The sequence below is a fragment of the Streptantibioticus silvisoli genome (genome assembly GCF_027947535.2).
In the GTDB taxonomy this organism is placed as follows: Bacteria; Actinomycetota; Actinomycetes; order Streptomycetales; family Streptomycetaceae; genus Streptantibioticus_C; species Streptantibioticus_C silvisoli.
Window position 1 is genome coordinate 12,509 of sequence record NZ_JAAGKO020000055.1, and the last position, 17,796, is coordinate 30,304.

Sequence of the window (17,796 nt, forward strand, 5' to 3'; positions counted from 1 at the left end):
GGTCAACGGGCGGTGCGGCCGGTCCACGGGCTGATGGGCAACGGGTGCTGTCCTCCGCCGCGAACGCCGAGAGCCCGGCCGGTGGCGTCGGCCGGGCTCTTCAGCGGTGTGCGGGACGCCTCAGAGTGCCGTCAGCGGGACCTGGACGGTGCGTACCTCGCCGTCGCCGAGGTGCAGCAGGCCGCGGCCGGGCTGGACGGCGTTGCCGATCGCGGCGCGCTGGAGGCGGACGCCGATCAGGTCGGCGTCGGACATGTTCTGCGGGGACAGCAGCAGACCGCTGCGGGCCTTCTTCATCTCCACCTGCCAGCCGGAGAAGCCGCCGCACATGTCGTCGGCGTCACCGGCGATGACGACGCCGATCTGCTTGCCGTAGGACCGGCGCACCACCGAGGTCAGCACGTCGCCGGCGTCGCACTGCCGCAGGATCTCCGCGTCGTCCACCAGGACGACCGCGGGCCCCTCGACCCGGTCCAGCGCCTCGCGCATCTCGTCCTCGGAGATCTCCTCACCGGTGAAGTAGCCGACGACGCCCGGGGCGTTCTTCAGCCGCCGCAGCGGTGACTGGCGGCGCGGCGCGGCCAGTACGACCTGGGTGCCGACCGACAGCAGGGAGCGGGTCACGGTCAGCAGTGCGGTGCTGCGGCCGGAGCGCGGCGGGCCGGCGATGATGAACGCCGGCGCGGCGGACGCCAGGTCGGGGCCCATGGCCAGCAGCTGGTCGCCGCCGACCGCGGCCATCGCCCACAGCGCGGTGCCGACCGCCGCGTCGGAGGTGTCGCGCAGCGCCCACGCCTCCTCGAAGGTGATGCGGGCCGGCAGCACGTCCACCCGGAACGGGCGGCGGGCGCGCGGCACGTCGGCCCAGCGGCTGTTGGCCCACTCGCCGATGGTGGCCAGCGCCGCGGACTGCGCCTGGCCGCTGGGGTCCTCCGACAGCAGCGCCACGTGCGTCTCGACGCCGCCCTGGGCGCGGAAGCCGCGGCCCGGCGGGACCTTGGCCGGCACCTTGCGCGGGTTCAGTCCGATCATCGACAGGTCGGACTGGTCGGACAGCTGGAAGGCCATCTTGTTCTCGGTCAGCGAGGAGATGCGGCCCAGCAGTACCGTGCGGTCACCGGTGAGCACGACGTGGATGCCGACCGAGGCGCCCTCGCGCATCAGCTGGTAGACGGCGTCGGTCAGCGCGCCGGCGTTCAGCTCGCCGAGCGAGGGCATGAAGCCCTCCCAGCGGTCCAGGAACAGCACGATGTGCGGCAGCCGCTCACCCTCCGGCACCCCGAGCCGCTGCTCGTTGATGTCGGTGAAGCCGTGCTCGCCCAGCTTCGACATCCGGCGCTGCACCTCGGCGGAGAGGTTCTCGATCAGCCGGATCGCCCGGTCGCCCTCGTTGGCGCGGACCACCGCGCCGCAGTGCGGCAGCGCGGTCAGCGCCAGCAGGGCGCCGTTGCCGCAGTCCAGGCCGTACATGTGCAGGTCGGCCGGGGAGTTGGCGCGGCCCAGCGAACCGGCGATGGTGCGCAGCGCCTGCGAGCGGCCGCTGCGCGGGGCGCCGGCGATCATCAGGTGGCCGAAGGTCGGCAGTTCGATCGCCGTGGTCCGGCGGGCCTGCTGCCCCGGCAGGTCGTCGACCGCGTAGGGCGCGGGCAGCAGGCCGTCCGGCGACAGGCGGCGCGGCGGTTCCAGGTCGTCCAGCGTCATCGACTCGGTCAGCGCCGGCAGCCACGGGCTGTGCTGCGGGGGGATCGCCAGCTGCTGGTTGGCCTCGATGATGGAGTCGACCAGCACCGCGAGGTCGGTCAGCAGGTCGTCGTCGTTGGTCCGGGCGCCGGCCGGGCGTTCCGGGGCGGGCCGGCCCAGGTCCTCCCAGCCGACGGTGGCGGTGAACGGCACCGGCGCCTTGGTGGCGACCTGCCCGGGGCGGCGGCCGCCGACCCGGCCGGACTGGAACGGCAGCAGCGAGGTGGCGCCGAGCCGGACGTAGGCGCGGCCCGGGGTGGACTTGGCGATGTGCCCGGCGTCGGGGGCGTCGATGACGTCGCCGGACTCGGCGGCGTCGGTGACCCGCAGCGCGATGCGCAGGTTGGTGTTGGCGCGGATCTCCGGGGAGACCACGCCGGAGGGCCGCTGGGTGGCCAGGATCAGGTGGATGCCCAGCGAACGGCCCCGCTGCGCGACGTTGACCAGGCCGGAGACGAAGTCGGGCAGTTCACGGGCCATCGAGGCGAACTCGTCGATGACGATGAGCAGCCGGGGCATCGGCGCGAGGGACGGGTTCGTCCGCATCGCGACGATGTAGTCCTCCAGGTCCTTGGTGCCCGCCGCCGCCAGGATGTGTTCGCGGCGGCGCAGTTCGGCGCCGAGCGACTCCAGGGCCCGTTCGACCAGGTGCGTGTCGAGGTCGGTGACCATGCCGACGGTGTGCGGCAGCCGGTTGCAGTCCTTGAACGCCGAGCCGCCCTTGTAGTCGACCAGTACGAACGTCATCGCGTCCGGCCGGTTGGCGACCGCCAGCGAGGCGACGATGGTCTGGAGCAGTTCCGACTTGCCGGAGCCGGTGGTGCCGGCCACCAGGCCGTGCGGGCCGTCGCGGACCAGGTCGATGGCGAAGGCGCCGTCGAACGAGGCGCCGACGACCGCGCTGGTGGACCGGCCGCCGGCCGCCCAGCGGCCCACGATGCCCTGTGCGGTGGGCGGTTCCAGGTCGATGACGTCCAGCAGCCGGCAGGCGTCCGGCAGCGCGGCGCCGTCGTCGCCGCTGATGTCGCGGATCGGCGCGATGGCCCGCGCGACGCGTTCGCACCACTGCGGGGTGACCCGGTCCGGGCGTACCCCGGTGACCGGTTCCTGGCCGGCCATGGAGACCTGGAGCAGCCCGTAGTAGTCCTCCTCGACCAGCGCCAGGCACTCCTCCGGCAGCAGCCGCCGGTCGGCGTCGAGGCAGATGAGGTGGATGCCGACCTTGGGGCCGTCGCGCAGGATCTGGGTCAGGCCGGGCAGCGCGCGCAGCCGGCGCGAGCCGTCCAGCACGACCAGGGTGGTGGGCCCGCCCCACCGCTGGTTGGCGGCGAGCCCCGCCTCCCGGGCGGCGTCCTGGCGGGCGGTGACCTGGGCCAGCAGTTCGCTGATCCGGCGGGCCACGCTGTCGGCGTCGGTGCCGATGAGCGCCAGCGCGGACTGCCCGTCGCGGGCCCTGGCGTGCGGCAGCCAGCGCACCCAGCTCCAGCTGTCGCGGCCGCTGGGGTCGGTCAGCACGCAGACCTGGAGGTCGGCGGGGGAGTGCAGCACGGCGGCCTGCGCGACCAGCCAGCGGCCGACGGAACGCGGCAGTTCACCGCGGCCGGCGATGCCCAGCACGCCGTGCACCGGTATCGGCACGGCGACCGGCACGTCGGGCAGGTCGCGCGGCGCGGTGCGCTTGTGCTCCTCCTGCATGGGGTCGGAGACCTCGACCTCGGAGCGCTGGTGGCCGGTGCCCACCCGCAGCAGCGCGTAGTCGCCGTCGGCCCGCCGCCGCTCCCACAACCGGCCGCTGGGGCCGGTGGCGATGACCAGCACCTCCGCCGGGTCGGGGGCGCCCTCGCGGCGGGAGCCGGTCTCGGCGGCGGCGGCCTTGCGGGCCTGCCGCTCGATCGAGTCCTTCTGCTTCTCGTAGTCGGCCAGCGACTGGCGGAACGACTTCTTGCCGTGCTTGCGGTCGTTGAAGTAGTTGGCGACCATCGTCATGGGGCTGAGCACCGCCATGAACAGGAACGACGACTCGTGCATCATCGTCGCCATCGCCACCGAGCCGACCAGCGGGACGCCGGCCATCACCCACGGCAGCGGGCGGGCCTCGCCCTGCTTGGGCTTCGACGGCAGGGTGAACTGGGTGGGCCGCGGCGGCGGTGTGATGCGCGGCGGCCGGTTGTAGTCCAGGCCGGTGCCGTCCTCGGACGGCTTGAGGGCGGCGTCGGGGAAGACCGGGTGCTGGAGTTCCAGCAGCGACTGGCCGGCCGCGATGACGCTGCGCCGCCGCCAGGGCGACCGGGCCACCAGCGGCTTGCCGTCCATGGTCATGGTGCCGCCGGCGCCGGGCTTGGCGGTGACGGTGCCGTCGAGGGCGACCTCCACCTCGACCGCGGACTGCGCCAGCGTCGGGTCGGCCAGCCGGATCCACGCCTCCGGACCGCTGCCGATGACGGCGACGCCGGGGCCGAGGCGGTAGACGCCGCCGGCGTCCGGTCCGCCGACCACCCGGACCTCGACGGTGCCCTGCGCCTCGGGCGGCGGGCAGCCGCCGGGCGCGGCGAGCGAGACCAGCGAGCCGTCGCGCAGCGGCGAGGCGTCCAGGCTCACCTCGGGGTCGATCCGGAAACCGTTGACGTGCAGTCCCGGTGGTCCCGCCGGGTCGCCGGCGCGGCCGAGGCGGCGCGCTATCTCGGCGGCCAGCGACCCGACCGGCGCCGCCGGATCGGCGTCCACCAGCATGTCGGTCCGGTCATCGACGGCCGGGTCGATGACGGAGAGCTGGAGTTCCACGGCCTGTCCCCCTGGCGCTGGATGTCGTCACGCGCGACCGCACACCCCCCGCGGCCCCCCGCACAGCGATCGGTCATGTCCACGATCGCTTTTCCCTCGGCACCATGATGCCTCAGCCGCCGGACCAGGGCCCAGGCGGAGGGGGGTCTTCCGGCGTGTGGAACCGGTGAAGACCACCCGGCCGGCGTTTGGTTGACGTGCGGCCGGCCGCGTTACGGTTTTCCCGGCCGGTTTATCGCGTTGACGCGCGGCCGCTTTTGCCTGACGGTGATCCTGACGGTGAATCGGAACCAGGGGTGCGGCTGGCGCGTCATCGCCTTTAAACTGTGCGATCGCAGGACAGGAGCCACGGGGGACGGCCCTGAGGCGAGCTTCGAAAGGTGGGCCGAAATGGGCTCTAACGTCAACGTTACGTACCAGGACATGCGCGACGCGGCGTCCAAGCTGCGTGCCGGTCAGCACGACATCCAGGGCAAGCTGAGCGACCTTCAGAAGTACGTGAACCAGCTGGTCAACGGCGGTTATGTGACCGACCGCTCCTCGAAGCAGTTCGACCAGTCGTACTCGGAGTTCAACAGCGGCGCCAACAAGACCGTCGAGGGCATCGACGGTATGGCGAAGTTCCTGGAGCAGGCCGCGCAGACCTTCCAGCAGGCCGACGAGCAGCTGGCCAAGGGCATCGGCTGATCCGGGAATCCTCCCGGGTGCCACCGCGCGCCATCCCGCAAGCGCCGCCGCGATCTTCACCGCGGCGGCGCTTCGCCGTATTCGGATGATCACCGCTTCGGATGATCACCACTTCATGTGATCGCCGCGATATCCCGCGGTGAACGGCGGCCGGCCGGTGAAGCTTTGGTGCGGAATTCCGGCCGGCCGCCGACCGCGTCGGCGGTGATATTCGACGCCGCGTCAGTTCTTCACGGTGGGGCAGGCCGGCGGCGCGGCCGCGTACAGGTAACCGCCGTTCTTGCCCGGCAGCACCGAGGCGACGACGAAGCAGACGCCGGGCTGTTCGGAGGCGCTGTCGGTGAAGGTCGAGGAGGTGGCCGACATCGGCTTCTGCTGGATCGTCACCTCCTTGCCGTCCTTCTCCGACACCACCGCGATCGTCGCGCTGCCCGGCTGCTGCGGCGGGGTCCAGCCGACCTGGACGCCGGAGGTGTTCTTGACCGCCTTCGCCCCGTGCGGCAGCAGGCCCGGCAGCTGGCTCTTGGATACCTGCTTGAAGCCGGCCGGCAACGTGACGGACGCCGCGGGCTTCGGCTTGTCGTGGCGCATGAACAGCGTCATCGCGGTCGCGCCGCCGGCGAACACCACCAGGGCCGCGCCGCCGGCTATCAGCATCCTGCGGTGCCGGCGCTTGGCGTCCACCTCCGCCTCGCGGCCCAGCCGTTCGGCCTCCGCCTGCTCCTCCGGCGTGACGTCGTCGGCCGGGTCCCAGCCCGGCAGCATCGGCTCCGGCGCCGGCTCCGGGTCCAGCGCCGGAACGCGCCCGGCGTACGCGGGCGGCAGCACCAGCCGCAGTTCGCGGTGCACCTCGGTCAGCGGCGGCCGGCCCTCGGGGTTGACCGACATCATGCGGCGGATCACGTCGAACAGGCCCGGCGGCACGTCGTGCCGGTCGGGGTGCGGCAGTTCGCCGCGCAGCACCTCGCTGTACAGCGCCGACCAGCTGGTCGAGCCCGCGTCCGCGTAGGCCGGCAGCCCGTTGAGCAGCGCGTAGAGCGTGGCGCCGAGCCCGTAGACGTCGGCGGACGGGCCGGGGTTCTCCCAGCCGAACATCTCGCGGGCGGCGTACATCGGGTCGAAGACCGCGCCGACCTGCGGTGCGGAGCGCTGGACGACGCGGGCCACGCCGTGGTCGGTCAGCAGCGCGTCGCCGGACTCGTCGAACAGCACGTTGGACGGCCGTACGTCGAGGTGCAGCACGCCGCGCCGGTGCGCGGAGGCCAGCGACAGCGCCAGCCGGACGCCGATGACGACGACCTCGTCGACCGGGAAGCGCCCGGAGTTCGACAGCTTGTTCTGCGCGTTGCCGCCCCGGCAGAACTGCGTGACCAGGAACGGGTGGTGGTCGGTGGTGAAACCGGCGTCCTCCACCAGCGCCGAGCACGGGTGCCGGGACGCGGCCCCCGCCGACAGCAGTTCGGCGTGCGCGGCCAGCCGGGCGTTCTCGTCGGGCACCGTCAGGTGCAGCATCTTCAGCGCCACCTCGGCGCCGGTCTCCTCGTCACGGCACAGCACCACCGTGCTGTGCCGCCCCGATCCGATCCGGCGCAGCATGCGGTACCCGTCGGGCAGCCGGCCGGGCAGCGGTTCCGCCTCGTGGCCCGGTCCGCCGTACGTGCCGTTGCCGGTCTCGGCCTGCTCCACCCAGGATCCGATGTCCGGCTGCCGCAGGTTCTTCTCGGTGCTGACGGTCCCGTCCCCGGCCGCTTCGCCCCGACCCCGTGTGCGGTCCACTGGCCCCTCCCCCACCTGCGTTCTCCCTTGACGTCCCAACGTACCGCCTCATGACCGTGACATGCCGAGTACAAGATGGCGACGGTGTGAGGGCACCGCGACAATCCGGGCAAGGACGTGGCGGGTAGGCTGAACCGGTCCGACGACCAACCCCCGGAAGGGACGCAGCGGTGACCGAGCAAGCCCGCCTCCAGACCGTGCTGGACCGTGCCGCCGCCGGGGGCCGGGTCACCCCGCAAGAGGCGCTCGACCTGTACCGTTCGGCGCCGCTGCACGCGCTGGGCGTGGCGGCCGACGCGATCCGCCGCCGCCGGTACGCCGGTACCGAGCACATCGCGACGTACATCATCGAGCGCAACATCAACTACACCAACGTGTGCGTCACGGCGTGCAAGTTCTGCGCCTTCTACGCCGCGCCGAAGGACACCGCCAAGGGCTGGACCCGCGACCTCGAGGACATCCTGCGCCGCTGCGCGGAGACCGTCGAGCTGGGCGGCACCCAGATCATGTTCCAGGGCGGCCACCACCCCGACTACGGCGTGGAGTACTACGAGAAGCACTTCTCCGCGATCAAGGAGGCGTTCCCGCAGCTGGTCATCCACTCGCTCGGCGCCTCCGAGGTCGAGCACATGGCCCGCATCTCCAAGGTGAGCGTCGAGGAGGCCATCAGCCGCATCCACGCCGCCGGCCTCGACTCGTTCGCCGGCGCCGGCGCGGAACTGCTGCCCGCCCGGCCCCGCAAGGCCATCGCGCCGCTGAAGGAGTCCGGCGAGCGCTGGCTGGAGATCATGGAGACCGCGCACCGGCTGGGTGTGGAGTCGACCTCCACCATGCTGATGGGCACCGGTGAGACCAACGCCGAGCGCATCGAGCACCTGCGGATGATCCGCGACACCCAGGACCGCTCCGGCGGCTTCCGGGCGTTCATCCCGTACACCTACCAGCCGGAGAACAACCACCTCAAGGGCCGGACCCACGCCACGTCGCTGGAGTACCTGCGGATGATCGCGATCGCCCGCATCTTCCTCGACAACGTCGCCCACATCCAGGGCTCCTGGCTGACCACCGGCAAGGAGATCGGCCAGCTGTCGCTGCACTACGGCGCCGACGACCTCGGCTCGATCATGCTGGAGGAGAACGTCGTGTCCTCCGCCGGCGCCAAGCACCGCTCCAACCGCATGGAGATCATCAACCTCATCCGTACCGCCGGCCGGGTCCCGGCGCAGCGTGCCACCACCTACGAACACCTCGTCGTGCACGACGACCCGGCCGCGGACCCGGTCGACGACCACGTGGTCTCGCACCTGTCGTCCACCGCGATCGAGGGTGGCACCGCGCACCCCGAGCTGAAGCTGCTGAGCGCCAACTGACGCGCGGATGCTGACGATTCACACCGGCACGTCCGGCGCGGCCGCGGTCGTGGTCAGCGGCGCCCTGGTCGAGGCGACCGGCACACCGGCGGAGCTGACGCGGCGGTTCCCCACCGCCCGGGTGCGGCAGTGGCCCGGCGAGCTGGGCGCCGGCCGCGTGCACGACGGCCCGCTGCCCGACGCCCCCAGCCCCCGCGAACGCGTGCACGCCCTGCTGCGGCTCGGGGTGACCGCGGTGACGCCGGGCACGCTGGCCGACCCGCTGCTGCGGTCCGCCGCCGCCCGCGTCGGCCTGACCACCGCGCCCGCCGGCACCCGCACCGCGGTGCCTGCCGCCGGCGGTCGCGCGGACCTCGCCGTCTTCGACGCGGACGGCGTCTGCCTGGCCACCGTGCTGGCCGGCCGGCTGGTGTACCGCAGGGCCTGAACCGCCGTGGCCGCCTGCAAGAATGGACCCCGTGACCCGAGCATCCCTGGACAAGCAGCCGCATGAAGTCGCCGCGATGTTCGACGGTGTCGCCAAGCGCTACGACGTGACCAACGACGTGCTCTCCCTCGGACGCACCCGGGCCTGGCGCCGGGCGGTGGCCCGCGCGGTGGACGCCCGGCCGGGGGAGCGGGTGCTGGACCTGGCGGCCGGCACCGCGACCTCCTCGCTGCCGTTCGCCGAGGCCGGCGCGCTCGTCGTGCCGTGCGACTTCTCCCTCGGCATGCTGCGCGAGGGCAAGAAGCGCCACCCCGCGCTGCCGCTGACCGCCGGCGACGCCACCCGGCTGCCGTTCCGCGACGACGCCTTCGACGCGGTCACCATCTCCTTCGGCCTGCGCAACGTGACGGACACCGCCGCCGCGCTCGCCGAGATGCGCCGGGTGACCCGGCCCGGTGGCCGGATCGTGGTCTGCGAGTTCAGCCACCCGGTGTGGCGGCCGTTCCGCACCGTCTACACCGAGTACCTGATGCGCGCGCTGCCGCCGGTGGCCACCGCGGTCAGCTCCAACCCCGACGCGTACGTCTACCTCGCCGAGTCCATCCGCGCCTGGCCCGACCAGCGGGGGCTGGCGGAGCTGATGCGGCGGGCCGGCTGGCAGCGGCCCGCGTGGCGCGACCTGACCGGCGGGGTCGTCGCGCTGCACCGCGCGGTCAAGCCGTGACGACCGCCCGCCGGACCCGACCCGCCGCCCTGTGGACGGCCGCCCGCGCGCGGCCCGAACGACTGGAGACCCGACCGTGACCGAGACGACCGCCGCCTCCGAGCACAGCGCCGACGTGATCGTCGTCGGAGCCGGACCGGCCGGCTCCGCGACCGCGTACCACCTGGCCCGGTCGGGTCTGGACGTGCTGCTGCTGGAGAAGACCGCGTTCCCGCGCGAGAAGGTGTGCGGCGACGGCCTGACCCCGCGCGCCGTCAAGGAGCTCGTCGGCATGGGGATCGACATCTCCGAGGAGGCCGGCTGGCTGCGCAACAAGGGCCTGCGCATCATCGGCGGCGGCCTGCGCCTGGAGATGGACTGGCCGGAGCTGGCGACGTTCCCCGACTACGGCCTGGTGCGCAAGCGCGACGACTTCGACGAGCAGCTGGCCCGCAACGCGGAGAAGGCCGGCGCCCGGATGTACGAGCGGTGCAACGTCGGCGCCCCGGTCATAGACCCGCGCACCGGCCGGATCACCGGGGTGACCGCCAAGCTCGGCGAGGACAAGACCCCGGTCACCTTCCACGCCCCGCTGGTGGTCGCCGCCGACGGCAACTCCACCCGGCTGTCCATCGGCATGGGCCTGCACCGCCGCGAGGACCGGCCGATGGGCGTCGCGGTGCGCACCTACTTCACCTCGCCCCGGCACGACGACGACTACCTGGAGTCCTGGCTGGAGCTGTGGGACCGGCGCGGCGGCCAGGACCGGCTGCTGCCCGGCTACGGCTGGATCTTCGGCATGGGCGACGGCACCTCCAACGTCGGCCTGGGGGTGCTCAACACCTCCGCCGACTTCAAGGAGATCGACTGGCGCGAGATCCTCAAGGCCTGGTGCGCCTCGATGCCGGAGGACTGGGGCTACACCCCGGACAACATGACCGGCCCGATCCGCGGCGCCGCGCTGCCGATGGCCTTCAACCGCAAGCCGCACTACACCCGCGGCCTGCTGCTGGTCGGCGACGCCGCCGGCATGGTCAACCCGTTCAACGGCGAGGGCATCGCCTACGCCATGGAGTCCGGCCGGATCGCCGCCGACGTCATCGTCCAGGCGGTGGCCCGCGCCAATCCGGCGCAGCGCGAGCTCGCCCTGCGCCGCTACCCCAAGGTGCTGTCCGACACCTACGGCGGCTACTACACGCTGGGCCGCGCGTTCGTCCGGCTGATCGGCAACCCCACGGTCATGAAGCTCGCCGCCCAGCGCGGGCTGACGCACCCGCTGCTGATGCGCTTCACCCTGAAGCTGCTCGCCAACCTCACCGACCCCACCGGTGGCGACGCGATGGACCGGGTCATCAACGCGTTGACGAAGGTCGCCCCGCGCTCCTGACGGACGCGGGCCATCCGGGAGGTCCGGGCCGGCATTGCCGCGGCCCGGACACAGCCGGTGAACCCCTTCGGACCTGCGGTGACGCTGTTGCACCGATGCCGTGGGGATTGTCGTGGGCACGATCGGGGTGTGCCACAGCCGCGTAACAGGGGGTTATGAAGACGGTTGGGAGCGGGCAAGGTCGGAGAGCAGAAGGGTGCAGGCGAAGACTCCGGCCCCCACGACCTACGGAGGAATCCGCGATGGCAAGCAAGTCCACCCGCATGGTGATCCCGGCAGCCGTCCTGGCGGCGGCGGCCCTGGCCCTCACCGGATGCTCGTCGAACCCGTCGAACAACGCCGCAGGCTCCGGCGACACCTCGGCCGCCTCGGCGCCGTCGGCCACCACCGGCGGTGACAGCACCACCGACTCCGGCGCCGCACCGTCCTCGGCCGGCGGCGGATCGACCGCGGCCGGCAACGCCGCCACCACCGGGAGCGGCACCAGCACCGGCGCCGGCACGGGTACCGGCACCAGCGGTGCGAAGACGCAGGCCGGCCCCGCGGCGGCCGGCAAGCCCTGCACCAGCTCCCAGCTGACCGTCGCGCAGAAGGACGGCAGCGTCGGCGCCGGCCAGTTCTACGCGAAGATCGTCTTCACCAACACCGCCGCGACCTCGTGCACCCTCGACGGCTACCCGGGCCTGTCCTACGTCAAGGCGGCCGGCGTGCAGTCCGGCAACCCGGCCCAGCGCACCGGCCAGAGCCACCACACCGTCACGCTGTCCCCGCACGGCACCGCCAGCGCCGTCATGCACGACAGCAACGGCATGGGCGGCTACAGCGCCAGCCAGTGCGACCTGACCTCGGTCCAGGGCCTGCGGGTCTACCCGCCGAACCAGAAGGCGGCGCTGTTCATCCCGGTGCGCACCCAGCACTGCGCCGGCACCAGCATCCACCCGCTGACCATAGGGCCCGTCGCCTGACCCGGACGGACCTGTCCCGGGGGCGCCGTGACCGCCCCCGGGCAGCGGTCGTACGATCCGGTCATATGACCTCGGGGGAAGGACGTACGACATGACGACTCCGGCGTACCAGCAGCTGCCCGACGTGGCACGCGGACGGCTGGACAACTCGCGGGCCGGCCGGCCCTGCTTCACCTCGGACCTGTCGGTGAACGAGTTCGTCCTGGTCAGCCAGGCCGGCTTCGAACCGCTCGGCCTGGTGATGGGCTCCAGCGTCTACCACGTCGGCGTGCAGCAGGCCGGCTGGAAGACCAGTCAGGAACTGGGAGTGCTCTCCCAGGCGATGTACAACGTGCGCGAGCTGGCGATGAGCCGCATGGAGGCCGAGGCCGCCCAGCTCGGCGCGGACGGTGTCATCGGCGTGACGCTCAAGCCGATGAACTACCAGTTCTTCTCCGACGTGCTTGAGTACGTCAGCGTCGGCACCGCGGTGCGCGCCACCGACAACCAGTCCTACCGCTGCCCGGACGGCCGCCCGTTCACCACACCGATGTCCGGCCAGGACTTCTGGACGCTGTGGGAGCACGGCTGGCTGCCGCGCCGCATGGTGCTCGGCAACTGCGTCTACCACGTCGCCCACCAGACGCTGCGCCAGACGCTCGCCCAGGTCGGCCAGAACGCCGAGATGCCGCAGTTCACCCAGGCGCTCTACGACGCCCGGGAACTGGCGATGGCCCGGATGCAGTACGAGGGCCAGCAGCTCGGCGCCGACGGCATCGTCGGCACCAACGTCAGCGACCACCGCTTCTGGGGCGAGCACGCCGTCGAATTCTTCGCGCTGGGCACCGCCGTCAACCGCGTGCGCCCGGACGCCAACCCGGTCCGCCCGAGCATGACGATGCCGCTGCGCTGACCGCCGGGACGCCGGGTCGCCGGGCGCGGCCGGGTGCGGTCGGCGGTGCGAGCGCCTCCGGCGTGGTCTGCGGCGCCGTCCGGCGTGGTCCGCGGTGCGGAACGCCTCCGGCGGCACCCCGTCAGCGGAGGGACCACTTCGCTCCCCGGTCCCGCCCCGGCGTCACCCGTGCGATGACCACGCTGCCGTGCACGCGGCGCGCGACAAGTGCGCGGTGCCGTACCGGTCGTCGACGTGCCGGAAGAAAGTCGTCCGCCTTTCCCGCGTCCGTGCGGAACGTCCGGCGTGAATGGGCGTGAATGCCGACCCCGCGCGCGGGACGCCGTGAACCGGAGCGGCCGCCCGGCCGCCCCTCCCTGGGGACGGCCGGACGGCCGGACAACCGGACGGCTTTGGCGACCGGTTCGGTGCGGGCGTCGACCGGAGCGGTGCGGTCACCGTCGCGCCGGGCGGTCCGTCGCGCCGGGTAAGCGGAAACCCGGTGGGCGCCCACCGCCTGTTCGACCCCCGCGGTGCGGTCACTGTCGCGCCGGGCGGTCCGTCGCGCCGGGAACGCCGGAACCCGGCGGGTGCCGGATTCAGGCCACCCGTACCGCGCCCGTGGGCTCGTCGTAGCTCAGCGGGTGCTCCACGACGCCGCTGGACGGGTTCTGCGCGCCGATGAAGTTGCCGCCGCCGATGTAGATGGCGACGTGGTACGCGCTGCCGGCGCCGCCCCAGTACAGGATGTCGCCGGGCTGGAGGTCGCTGAGGGAGACCTGGGTGCCGGCGGTGGACTGGTCCTCGGAGACCCGGGGCAGGTCGACGCCGATGGTCCGGTACGCGGCCTGCACCAGGCCCGAACAGTCGTACGCGTCGGGGCCGGTGGCGCCCATGACGTAGGACTTGCCGACCTGCGCCTGCACGAAGGAGACCACGGCGGCGACGCTGCCGCTCACCGCGGACGAGGCACTGGAGGCGGTCGAGTGCGTCGAAGTGGCGTCGGCGGCCAGCGACATGGGCCGGGCGGCGGCCTTCTCCGCGGCGGCCTTCTTGGCACGGGCCTTGGCGCGAGCGGCGGCTGCGGCCTTCTTCCGGTCGGCCTGCTTGTGGTGCAGGGCGGACTTCAACGCGGCCTCGGTGGCCTGCGCCTGGGACGCCTGGAGCTGGTAGTCGACGGCCACCTGGGCGGTGGCGTCGGCGGCCCGCAGCTGGGACAGGCTGAGGGTCTGGGTGATCTCGTTCAGCGGGTTCACGTTGGACGGAGTGGCGGAGGCCGGTGCGGCGGCACCGGAGCTGAGTATGGCCGCGCCGACGACGCCGGTGGCAACTCCCGCCCGTTTCACCCAATGTGACTCGGTATGTCGGGCGTGCCGCCGTCTGCCTGCGGGGGTATCGGAGAGCGGGATCCGGTTCTGCGTTGGGGACATGGCAGACATGGCTATCAGGAATTCTGCGATCCGTACAAGAAAAGTAATGTGCGCCACACTTGTCGGCTCCTCAGTCCTATGTCCGCATGTGGATCTTGCGCCCGGCGGTCAAATCGCCCATATCGGCGGCGAGTCGGGGTTTGCTTGTGCGCGCGTTCACAAGCGTGGCCGGAAGTCGGTTGTCCGTGGTCCGCACGGGGTGGTCCGGCCGTCACCGGACCGTTATCGAAAGAGACCCCGCATGGTGCTTGATCGCGCCATACCACAAAGATCATGTCCGCCACCAATTTTGTGTTCCGCGGATTGGTTGATAAAGAAGCGACCCCTTCGACCTGCGGCTTCCGGGCGCGATGTGGCTGCACGTGATCACACATGTGCGCTACGTGTGAACTTTTCGCCTCATCCGACTTCATGATCCATCGTCGGGTGGTGGAGATCACAAAGGTGATCGTGTACGCGTGTCGCAGATCACAGAGATGGAGGCATAGGATGCTGCCCGGTCCGGGCTTGTGAAGTGCCTCACATAGCCGTGATCTTGCTGAGGTCCGCCTGTGAGTCCGGAGCCGGTCCGACATGTCAGTCAACGCCGACTGGAAGGAGCGGGAACGGTGAACGCCTACGCGCCCATCCTGGTGCTCGGGGGTCTCGGAGCGGGCTTCGCGATCTTCTCCGTGATCACGGCTTCGCTCACCGGGCCGAAGCGCTACAACCGCGCCAAGCTCGAAGCCTACGAGTGCGGAATCGAGCCGACACCGCAGCCGGCCGGCGGTGGTCGCTTCCCCATCAAGTACTACCTGACGGCGATGCTCTTCATCGTCTTCGACATCGAGATCGTCTTCCTCTACCCCTGGGCGGTCAGCTTCGACGCCCTCGGGCTGTTCGGGCTCGTCGAGATGCTGCTCTTCGTCCTCACCGTCTTCGTCGCCTACGCCTACGTCTGGCGGCGCGGGGGCCTGGAATGGGACTGAGCGTCCGAGCGACAATGGGCATGAATCCGGGCATTTGAGACAGGGGCTACGAAATGGGTATCGAGGAGAAGCTGCCCAGCGGCTTTCTGCTCACGACGGTGGAGCAGGCAGCGGGCTGGGTGCGCAAGGCGTCGGTGTTCCCGGCGACCTTCGGCCTGGCCTGCTGCGCCATCGAGATGATGACCACCGGCGCCGGCCGCTACGACATGGCGCGCTTCGGCATGGAGGTCTTCCGGGGCTCGCCGCGGCAGGCCGACCTGATGATCGTCGCCGGACGGGTCAGCCAGAAGATGGCACCGGTGCTGCGCCAGGTCTACGACCAGATGCCGAACCCGAAGTGGGTCATCTCGATGGGCGTCTGCGCCTCCTCGGGCGGCATGTTCAACAACTACGCGATCGTGCAGGGCGTTGACCACATCGTCCCGGTCGACATCTACCTGCCCGGCTGCCCGCCGCGCCCCGAGATGCTGCTCGACGCGATCTTGAAGCTGCACAGCAAGATCCAGGGCGAGAAGCTCGGCGTCAACCGCGAACAGGCCGCCCGCGAGGCGGAGGAAGCCGCGCTCAAGGCGGTCCCCACCATCGAGATGAAGGGGCTGCTGCGGTGACCACTCCCGAGGACAGCGGGGAAGGCGGCGTCAACCCGGACCGCGACGCGGCCTCCGACAACCTCCCCGGCCAGCGCGACGCGGGCGGCGAGGTCATCGGCACCCGCACCGGCATGTTCGGCGCCGACCACGGCGGCGACACCTCCGGGTACGGCGGCCTGGTCCGTACCGTCCGGCTGCCGGGACCGGCCAACCGGCCCTACGGCGGCTGGTTCGACGAGGTCGCCGACGAGTTGGAGGGCGCCCTGGAGGAACAGGGCCTGCTGCCGGAGAACGCGATCGAGAAGACCGTCGTCGACCGCGGCGAGATCACCTTCCACATCGCCCGCGAACACCTGGTACGGGTCGCCCGCACGCTGCGCGACGACCCGGCGCTGCGGTTCGAGCTGTGCACCGGCGTCAGCGGCGTGCACTACACCGGTGACAAGGGCCGCGAGCTGCACGCCGTCTACCACCTGCGGTCGCTCACCCACGGCCGGCTGATCCGGCTGGAGGTCTCCGCGCCGGACGCCGACCCGCACATCCCCTCGCTCGTCCCGGTCTACCCGACCAACGACTGGCACGAGCGCGAGACGTACGACTTCTTCGGCCTCGTCTTCGACGGCCATCCCGGGCTGACCCGGATCATGATGCCGGACGACTGGCAGGGCCACCCGCAGCGCAAGGACTACCCGCTCGGCGGCATCCCCGTCGAGTACAAGGGCGCCCAGATCCCGGCACCCGACCAGCGGAGGTCGTACTCATGAGCTACGCGTCCCCCCAGGCCGCCGAAGAGCGCGACACCACCGAGGGGCGGGTCTTCACCGTCACCGGCGGTGACTGGGACGAACTCGCCGAGACCGCCGGCAAGGCCGACGACGAGCGCATCGTCGTCAACATGGGTCCCCAGCACCCGTCCACCCACGGAGTGCTGCGGCTCATCCTGGAGATCGACGGCGAGACGGTCACCGAGGCCCGCTGCGGCATCGGCTACCTGCACACCGGCATCGAGAAGAACATGGAATTCCGCACGTGGACCCAGGGGACCACGTTCGTGACCCGCATGGACTACCTCACGCCGCTGTTCAACGAGACCGCCTACTGCCTCGCGGTGGAGAAACTCCTCGGCATCACCGACCAGATCCCGGAACGGGCCGACGTCATCCGCGTGCTGATGATGGAGCTGAACCGGATCTCCTCGCACCTGGTGGCCATCGCCACCGGCGGCATGGAACTCGGCGCCACCACGATCATGATCTACGGCTTCCGGGACCGCGAACTGATCCTGGACGTCTTCGAGGCCATCACCGGCCTGCGGATGAACCACGCCTACATCAGGCCCGGCGGCCTCGCCCAGGACCTGCCGCCCGGCGCGGTCGACCAGATCCGCGAGCTGGTGCGGACCTTCCACAAGAACCTGCCGGAGTACGACAAGCTCGCCACCGGCAACCCGGTGTTCAAGGGCCGCATGTGCGACGTCGGCTACCTCGACCTCACCGGCTGCATGGCCCTCGGCGCCACCGGCCCGATCCTGCGCGCCGCCGGCCTGCCGCACGACCTGCGCAAGTCCGACCCCTACTGCGGATACGACACCTACGACTTCGACGTCCCCACCGCCGACACCTGCGACTCCTACGGGCGGTTCCTGGTGCGGCTGGAGGAGATGCGGCAGTCGCTGCGCATCGTCGAGCAGTGCCTGGACCGGCTGGAGCCCGGCCCGGTCATGGTCGCCGACAAGAAGATCGCCTGGCCCGCGCAGCTCGCCCACGGCCCGGACGGCATGGGCAACTCGCTGGACCACATCAAGAAGATCATGGGCACCTCGATGGAGGCCCTCATCCACCACTTCAAGCTGGTCACCGAGGGCTTCCGCGTCCCGCCCGGCCAGGCCTACTCCGCCGTGGAGTCCGCCAAGGGCGAGCTGGGCGTCCACGTGGTCAGCGACGGCGGCACCCGGCCGCAGCGGGTGCACTTCCGCGACCCGTCCTTCACCAACCTCCAGACCATGGCGGCGATGTGCGAGGGCGGCCAGATCGCCGACGTCATCGTCGCGGTGGCCTCCATCGACCCCGTGATGGGAGGCGTCGACCGGTGACCCACACCC

The 17,796-nt window shown here is 71.6% G+C and carries 14 protein-coding genes; 11 read left to right on the plus strand and 3 right to left on the minus strand.

All coding sequences use genetic code 11. The features are described from left to right. Window positions 1-120: 120 nt before the first annotated feature. On the minus strand, window positions 121-4,521 hold the full coding sequence (locus tag POF43_RS28235; RefSeq protein ID WP_271321977.1) for a type VII secretion EssC family protein: 4,401 nt from the start codon (window positions 4,519-4,521) through the stop codon (window positions 121-123). A 390-nt stretch (window positions 4,522-4,911) separates the two neighbouring features. Here POF43_RS28235 and POF43_RS28240 point away from each other — a divergent pair, with 390 nt between their 5' ends. Further along, the gene (locus tag POF43_RS28240) at window positions 4,912-5,208 is read left to right on the plus strand and encodes a WXG100 family type VII secretion target (protein ID WP_271312310.1); all 297 of its coding nucleotides are present in this window, start codon (window positions 4,912-4,914) and stop codon (window positions 5,206-5,208) included. 222 nt (window positions 5,209-5,430) lie between these two features. Here the strand turns inward: POF43_RS28240 and POF43_RS28245 are convergent, their stop codons facing one another. Beyond that, on the minus strand, window positions 5,431-6,984 hold the full coding sequence (locus tag POF43_RS28245; RefSeq protein ID WP_271312311.1) for a serine/threonine-protein kinase: 1,554 nt from the start codon (window positions 6,982-6,984) through the stop codon (window positions 5,431-5,433). A gap of 170 nt (window positions 6,985-7,154) precedes the next feature. Between POF43_RS28245 and mqnC the strand changes: the two genes are divergently transcribed. The 6 genes from mqnC to POF43_RS28275 all read left to right on the plus strand — a co-directional run bounded on the left by mqnC (window position 7,155) and on the right by POF43_RS28275 (window position 12,728). Then, a complete protein-coding gene (gene mqnC / locus POF43_RS28250; protein ID WP_271321976.1) occupies window positions 7,155-8,354 on the plus strand; it encodes a cyclic dehypoxanthinyl futalosine synthase in 1,200 nt (399 codons plus the stop codon). 7 nt (window positions 8,355-8,361) lie between these two features. Then, window positions 8,362-8,781 carry a hypothetical protein gene (locus POF43_RS28255; RefSeq protein ID WP_271321975.1) on the plus strand — a complete coding sequence of 140 codons (420 nt, stop codon included), beginning with the start codon at window positions 8,362-8,364 and terminating at the stop codon, window positions 8,779-8,781. Between the two features lie 31 nt (window positions 8,782-8,812). Next, window positions 8,813-9,505, plus strand: coding sequence for a demethylmenaquinone methyltransferase (locus POF43_RS28260; RefSeq protein ID WP_271312314.1), 693 nt, complete (start codon window positions 8,813-8,815; stop codon window positions 9,503-9,505). A gap of 76 nt (window positions 9,506-9,581) precedes the next feature. Then, a complete protein-coding gene (locus POF43_RS28265; protein ID WP_271312315.1) occupies window positions 9,582-10,871 on the plus strand; it encodes a geranylgeranyl reductase family protein in 1,290 nt (429 codons plus the stop codon). A 242-nt stretch (window positions 10,872-11,113) separates the two neighbouring features. After that, window positions 11,114-11,836 (plus strand): DUF4232 domain-containing protein, encoded by a 723-nt coding sequence (locus POF43_RS28270; RefSeq protein WP_271321974.1) that lies wholly within the window; start codon window positions 11,114-11,116, stop codon window positions 11,834-11,836. 91 nt (window positions 11,837-11,927) lie between these two features. Further along, complete coding sequence (locus POF43_RS28275; protein ID WP_271312317.1) at window positions 11,928-12,728, plus strand: heavy metal-binding domain-containing protein; 801 nt, start codon at window positions 11,928-11,930, stop codon at window positions 12,726-12,728. Window positions 12,729-13,306: 578 nt separating this feature from the next. On the opposite strand, the gene POF43_RS28280 is transcribed toward POF43_RS28275, so the two are convergent. Next, window positions 13,307-13,963, minus strand: a complete 657-nt coding sequence (locus tag POF43_RS28280; protein WP_308217776.1) for a C40 family peptidase — start codon at window positions 13,961-13,963, stop codon at window positions 13,307-13,309. Window positions 13,964-14,745: 782 nt separating this feature from the next. Here POF43_RS28280 and POF43_RS28285 point away from each other — a divergent pair. From POF43_RS28285 to POF43_RS28300, 4 genes are read left to right on the plus strand one after another with little or no spacing between them, the layout of a single operon-like run. Next, complete coding sequence (locus tag POF43_RS28285; protein WP_271312320.1) at window positions 14,746-15,105, plus strand: NADH-quinone oxidoreductase subunit A; 360 nt, start codon at window positions 14,746-14,748, stop codon at window positions 15,103-15,105. Window positions 15,106-15,158: 53 nt separating this feature from the next. Beyond that, the gene (locus POF43_RS28290; RefSeq protein WP_271312321.1) at window positions 15,159-15,713 is read left to right on the plus strand and encodes a NuoB/complex I 20 kDa subunit family protein; all 555 of its coding nucleotides are present in this window, start codon (window positions 15,159-15,161) and stop codon (window positions 15,711-15,713) included. Then, the gene (locus POF43_RS28295; RefSeq protein WP_271312322.1) at window positions 15,710-16,459 is read left to right on the plus strand and encodes an NADH-quinone oxidoreductase subunit C; all 750 of its coding nucleotides are present in this window, start codon (window positions 15,710-15,712) and stop codon (window positions 16,457-16,459) included. Before POF43_RS28290 ends, POF43_RS28295 begins: the two co-directional genes overlap by 4 nt. After that, on the plus strand, window positions 16,456-17,787 hold the full coding sequence (locus POF43_RS28300; protein ID WP_271312323.1) for an NADH-quinone oxidoreductase subunit D: 1,332 nt from the start codon (window positions 16,456-16,458) through the stop codon (window positions 17,785-17,787). The genes POF43_RS28295 and POF43_RS28300 overlap by 4 nt, the downstream gene beginning before the upstream one ends. Window positions 17,788-17,796 lie beyond the last annotated feature (9 nt).

Bases quoted from the DNA above. Each gene is read 5' to 3' on its own strand.
- POF43_RS28300 (WP_271312323.1), top strand. From the start codon at position 16,456: ATGAGCTACGCGTCCCCCCAGGCCGCCGAAGAGCGCGACACCACCGAG.
- POF43_RS28255 (WP_271321975.1), top strand. From the start codon at position 8,362: ATGCTGACGATTCACACCGGCACGTCCGGCGCGGCCGCGGTCGTGGTC.
- POF43_RS28240 (WP_271312310.1), top strand. From the start codon at position 4,912: ATGGGCTCTAACGTCAACGTTACGTACCAGGACATGCGCGACGCGGCG.
- POF43_RS28275 (WP_271312317.1), top strand. From the start codon at position 11,928: ATGACGACTCCGGCGTACCAGCAGCTGCCCGACGTGGCACGCGGACGG.
- POF43_RS28290 (WP_271312321.1), top strand. From the start codon at position 15,159: ATGGGTATCGAGGAGAAGCTGCCCAGCGGCTTTCTGCTCACGACGGTG.
- POF43_RS28270 (WP_271321974.1), top strand. From the start codon at position 11,114: ATGGCAAGCAAGTCCACCCGCATGGTGATCCCGGCAGCCGTCCTGGCG.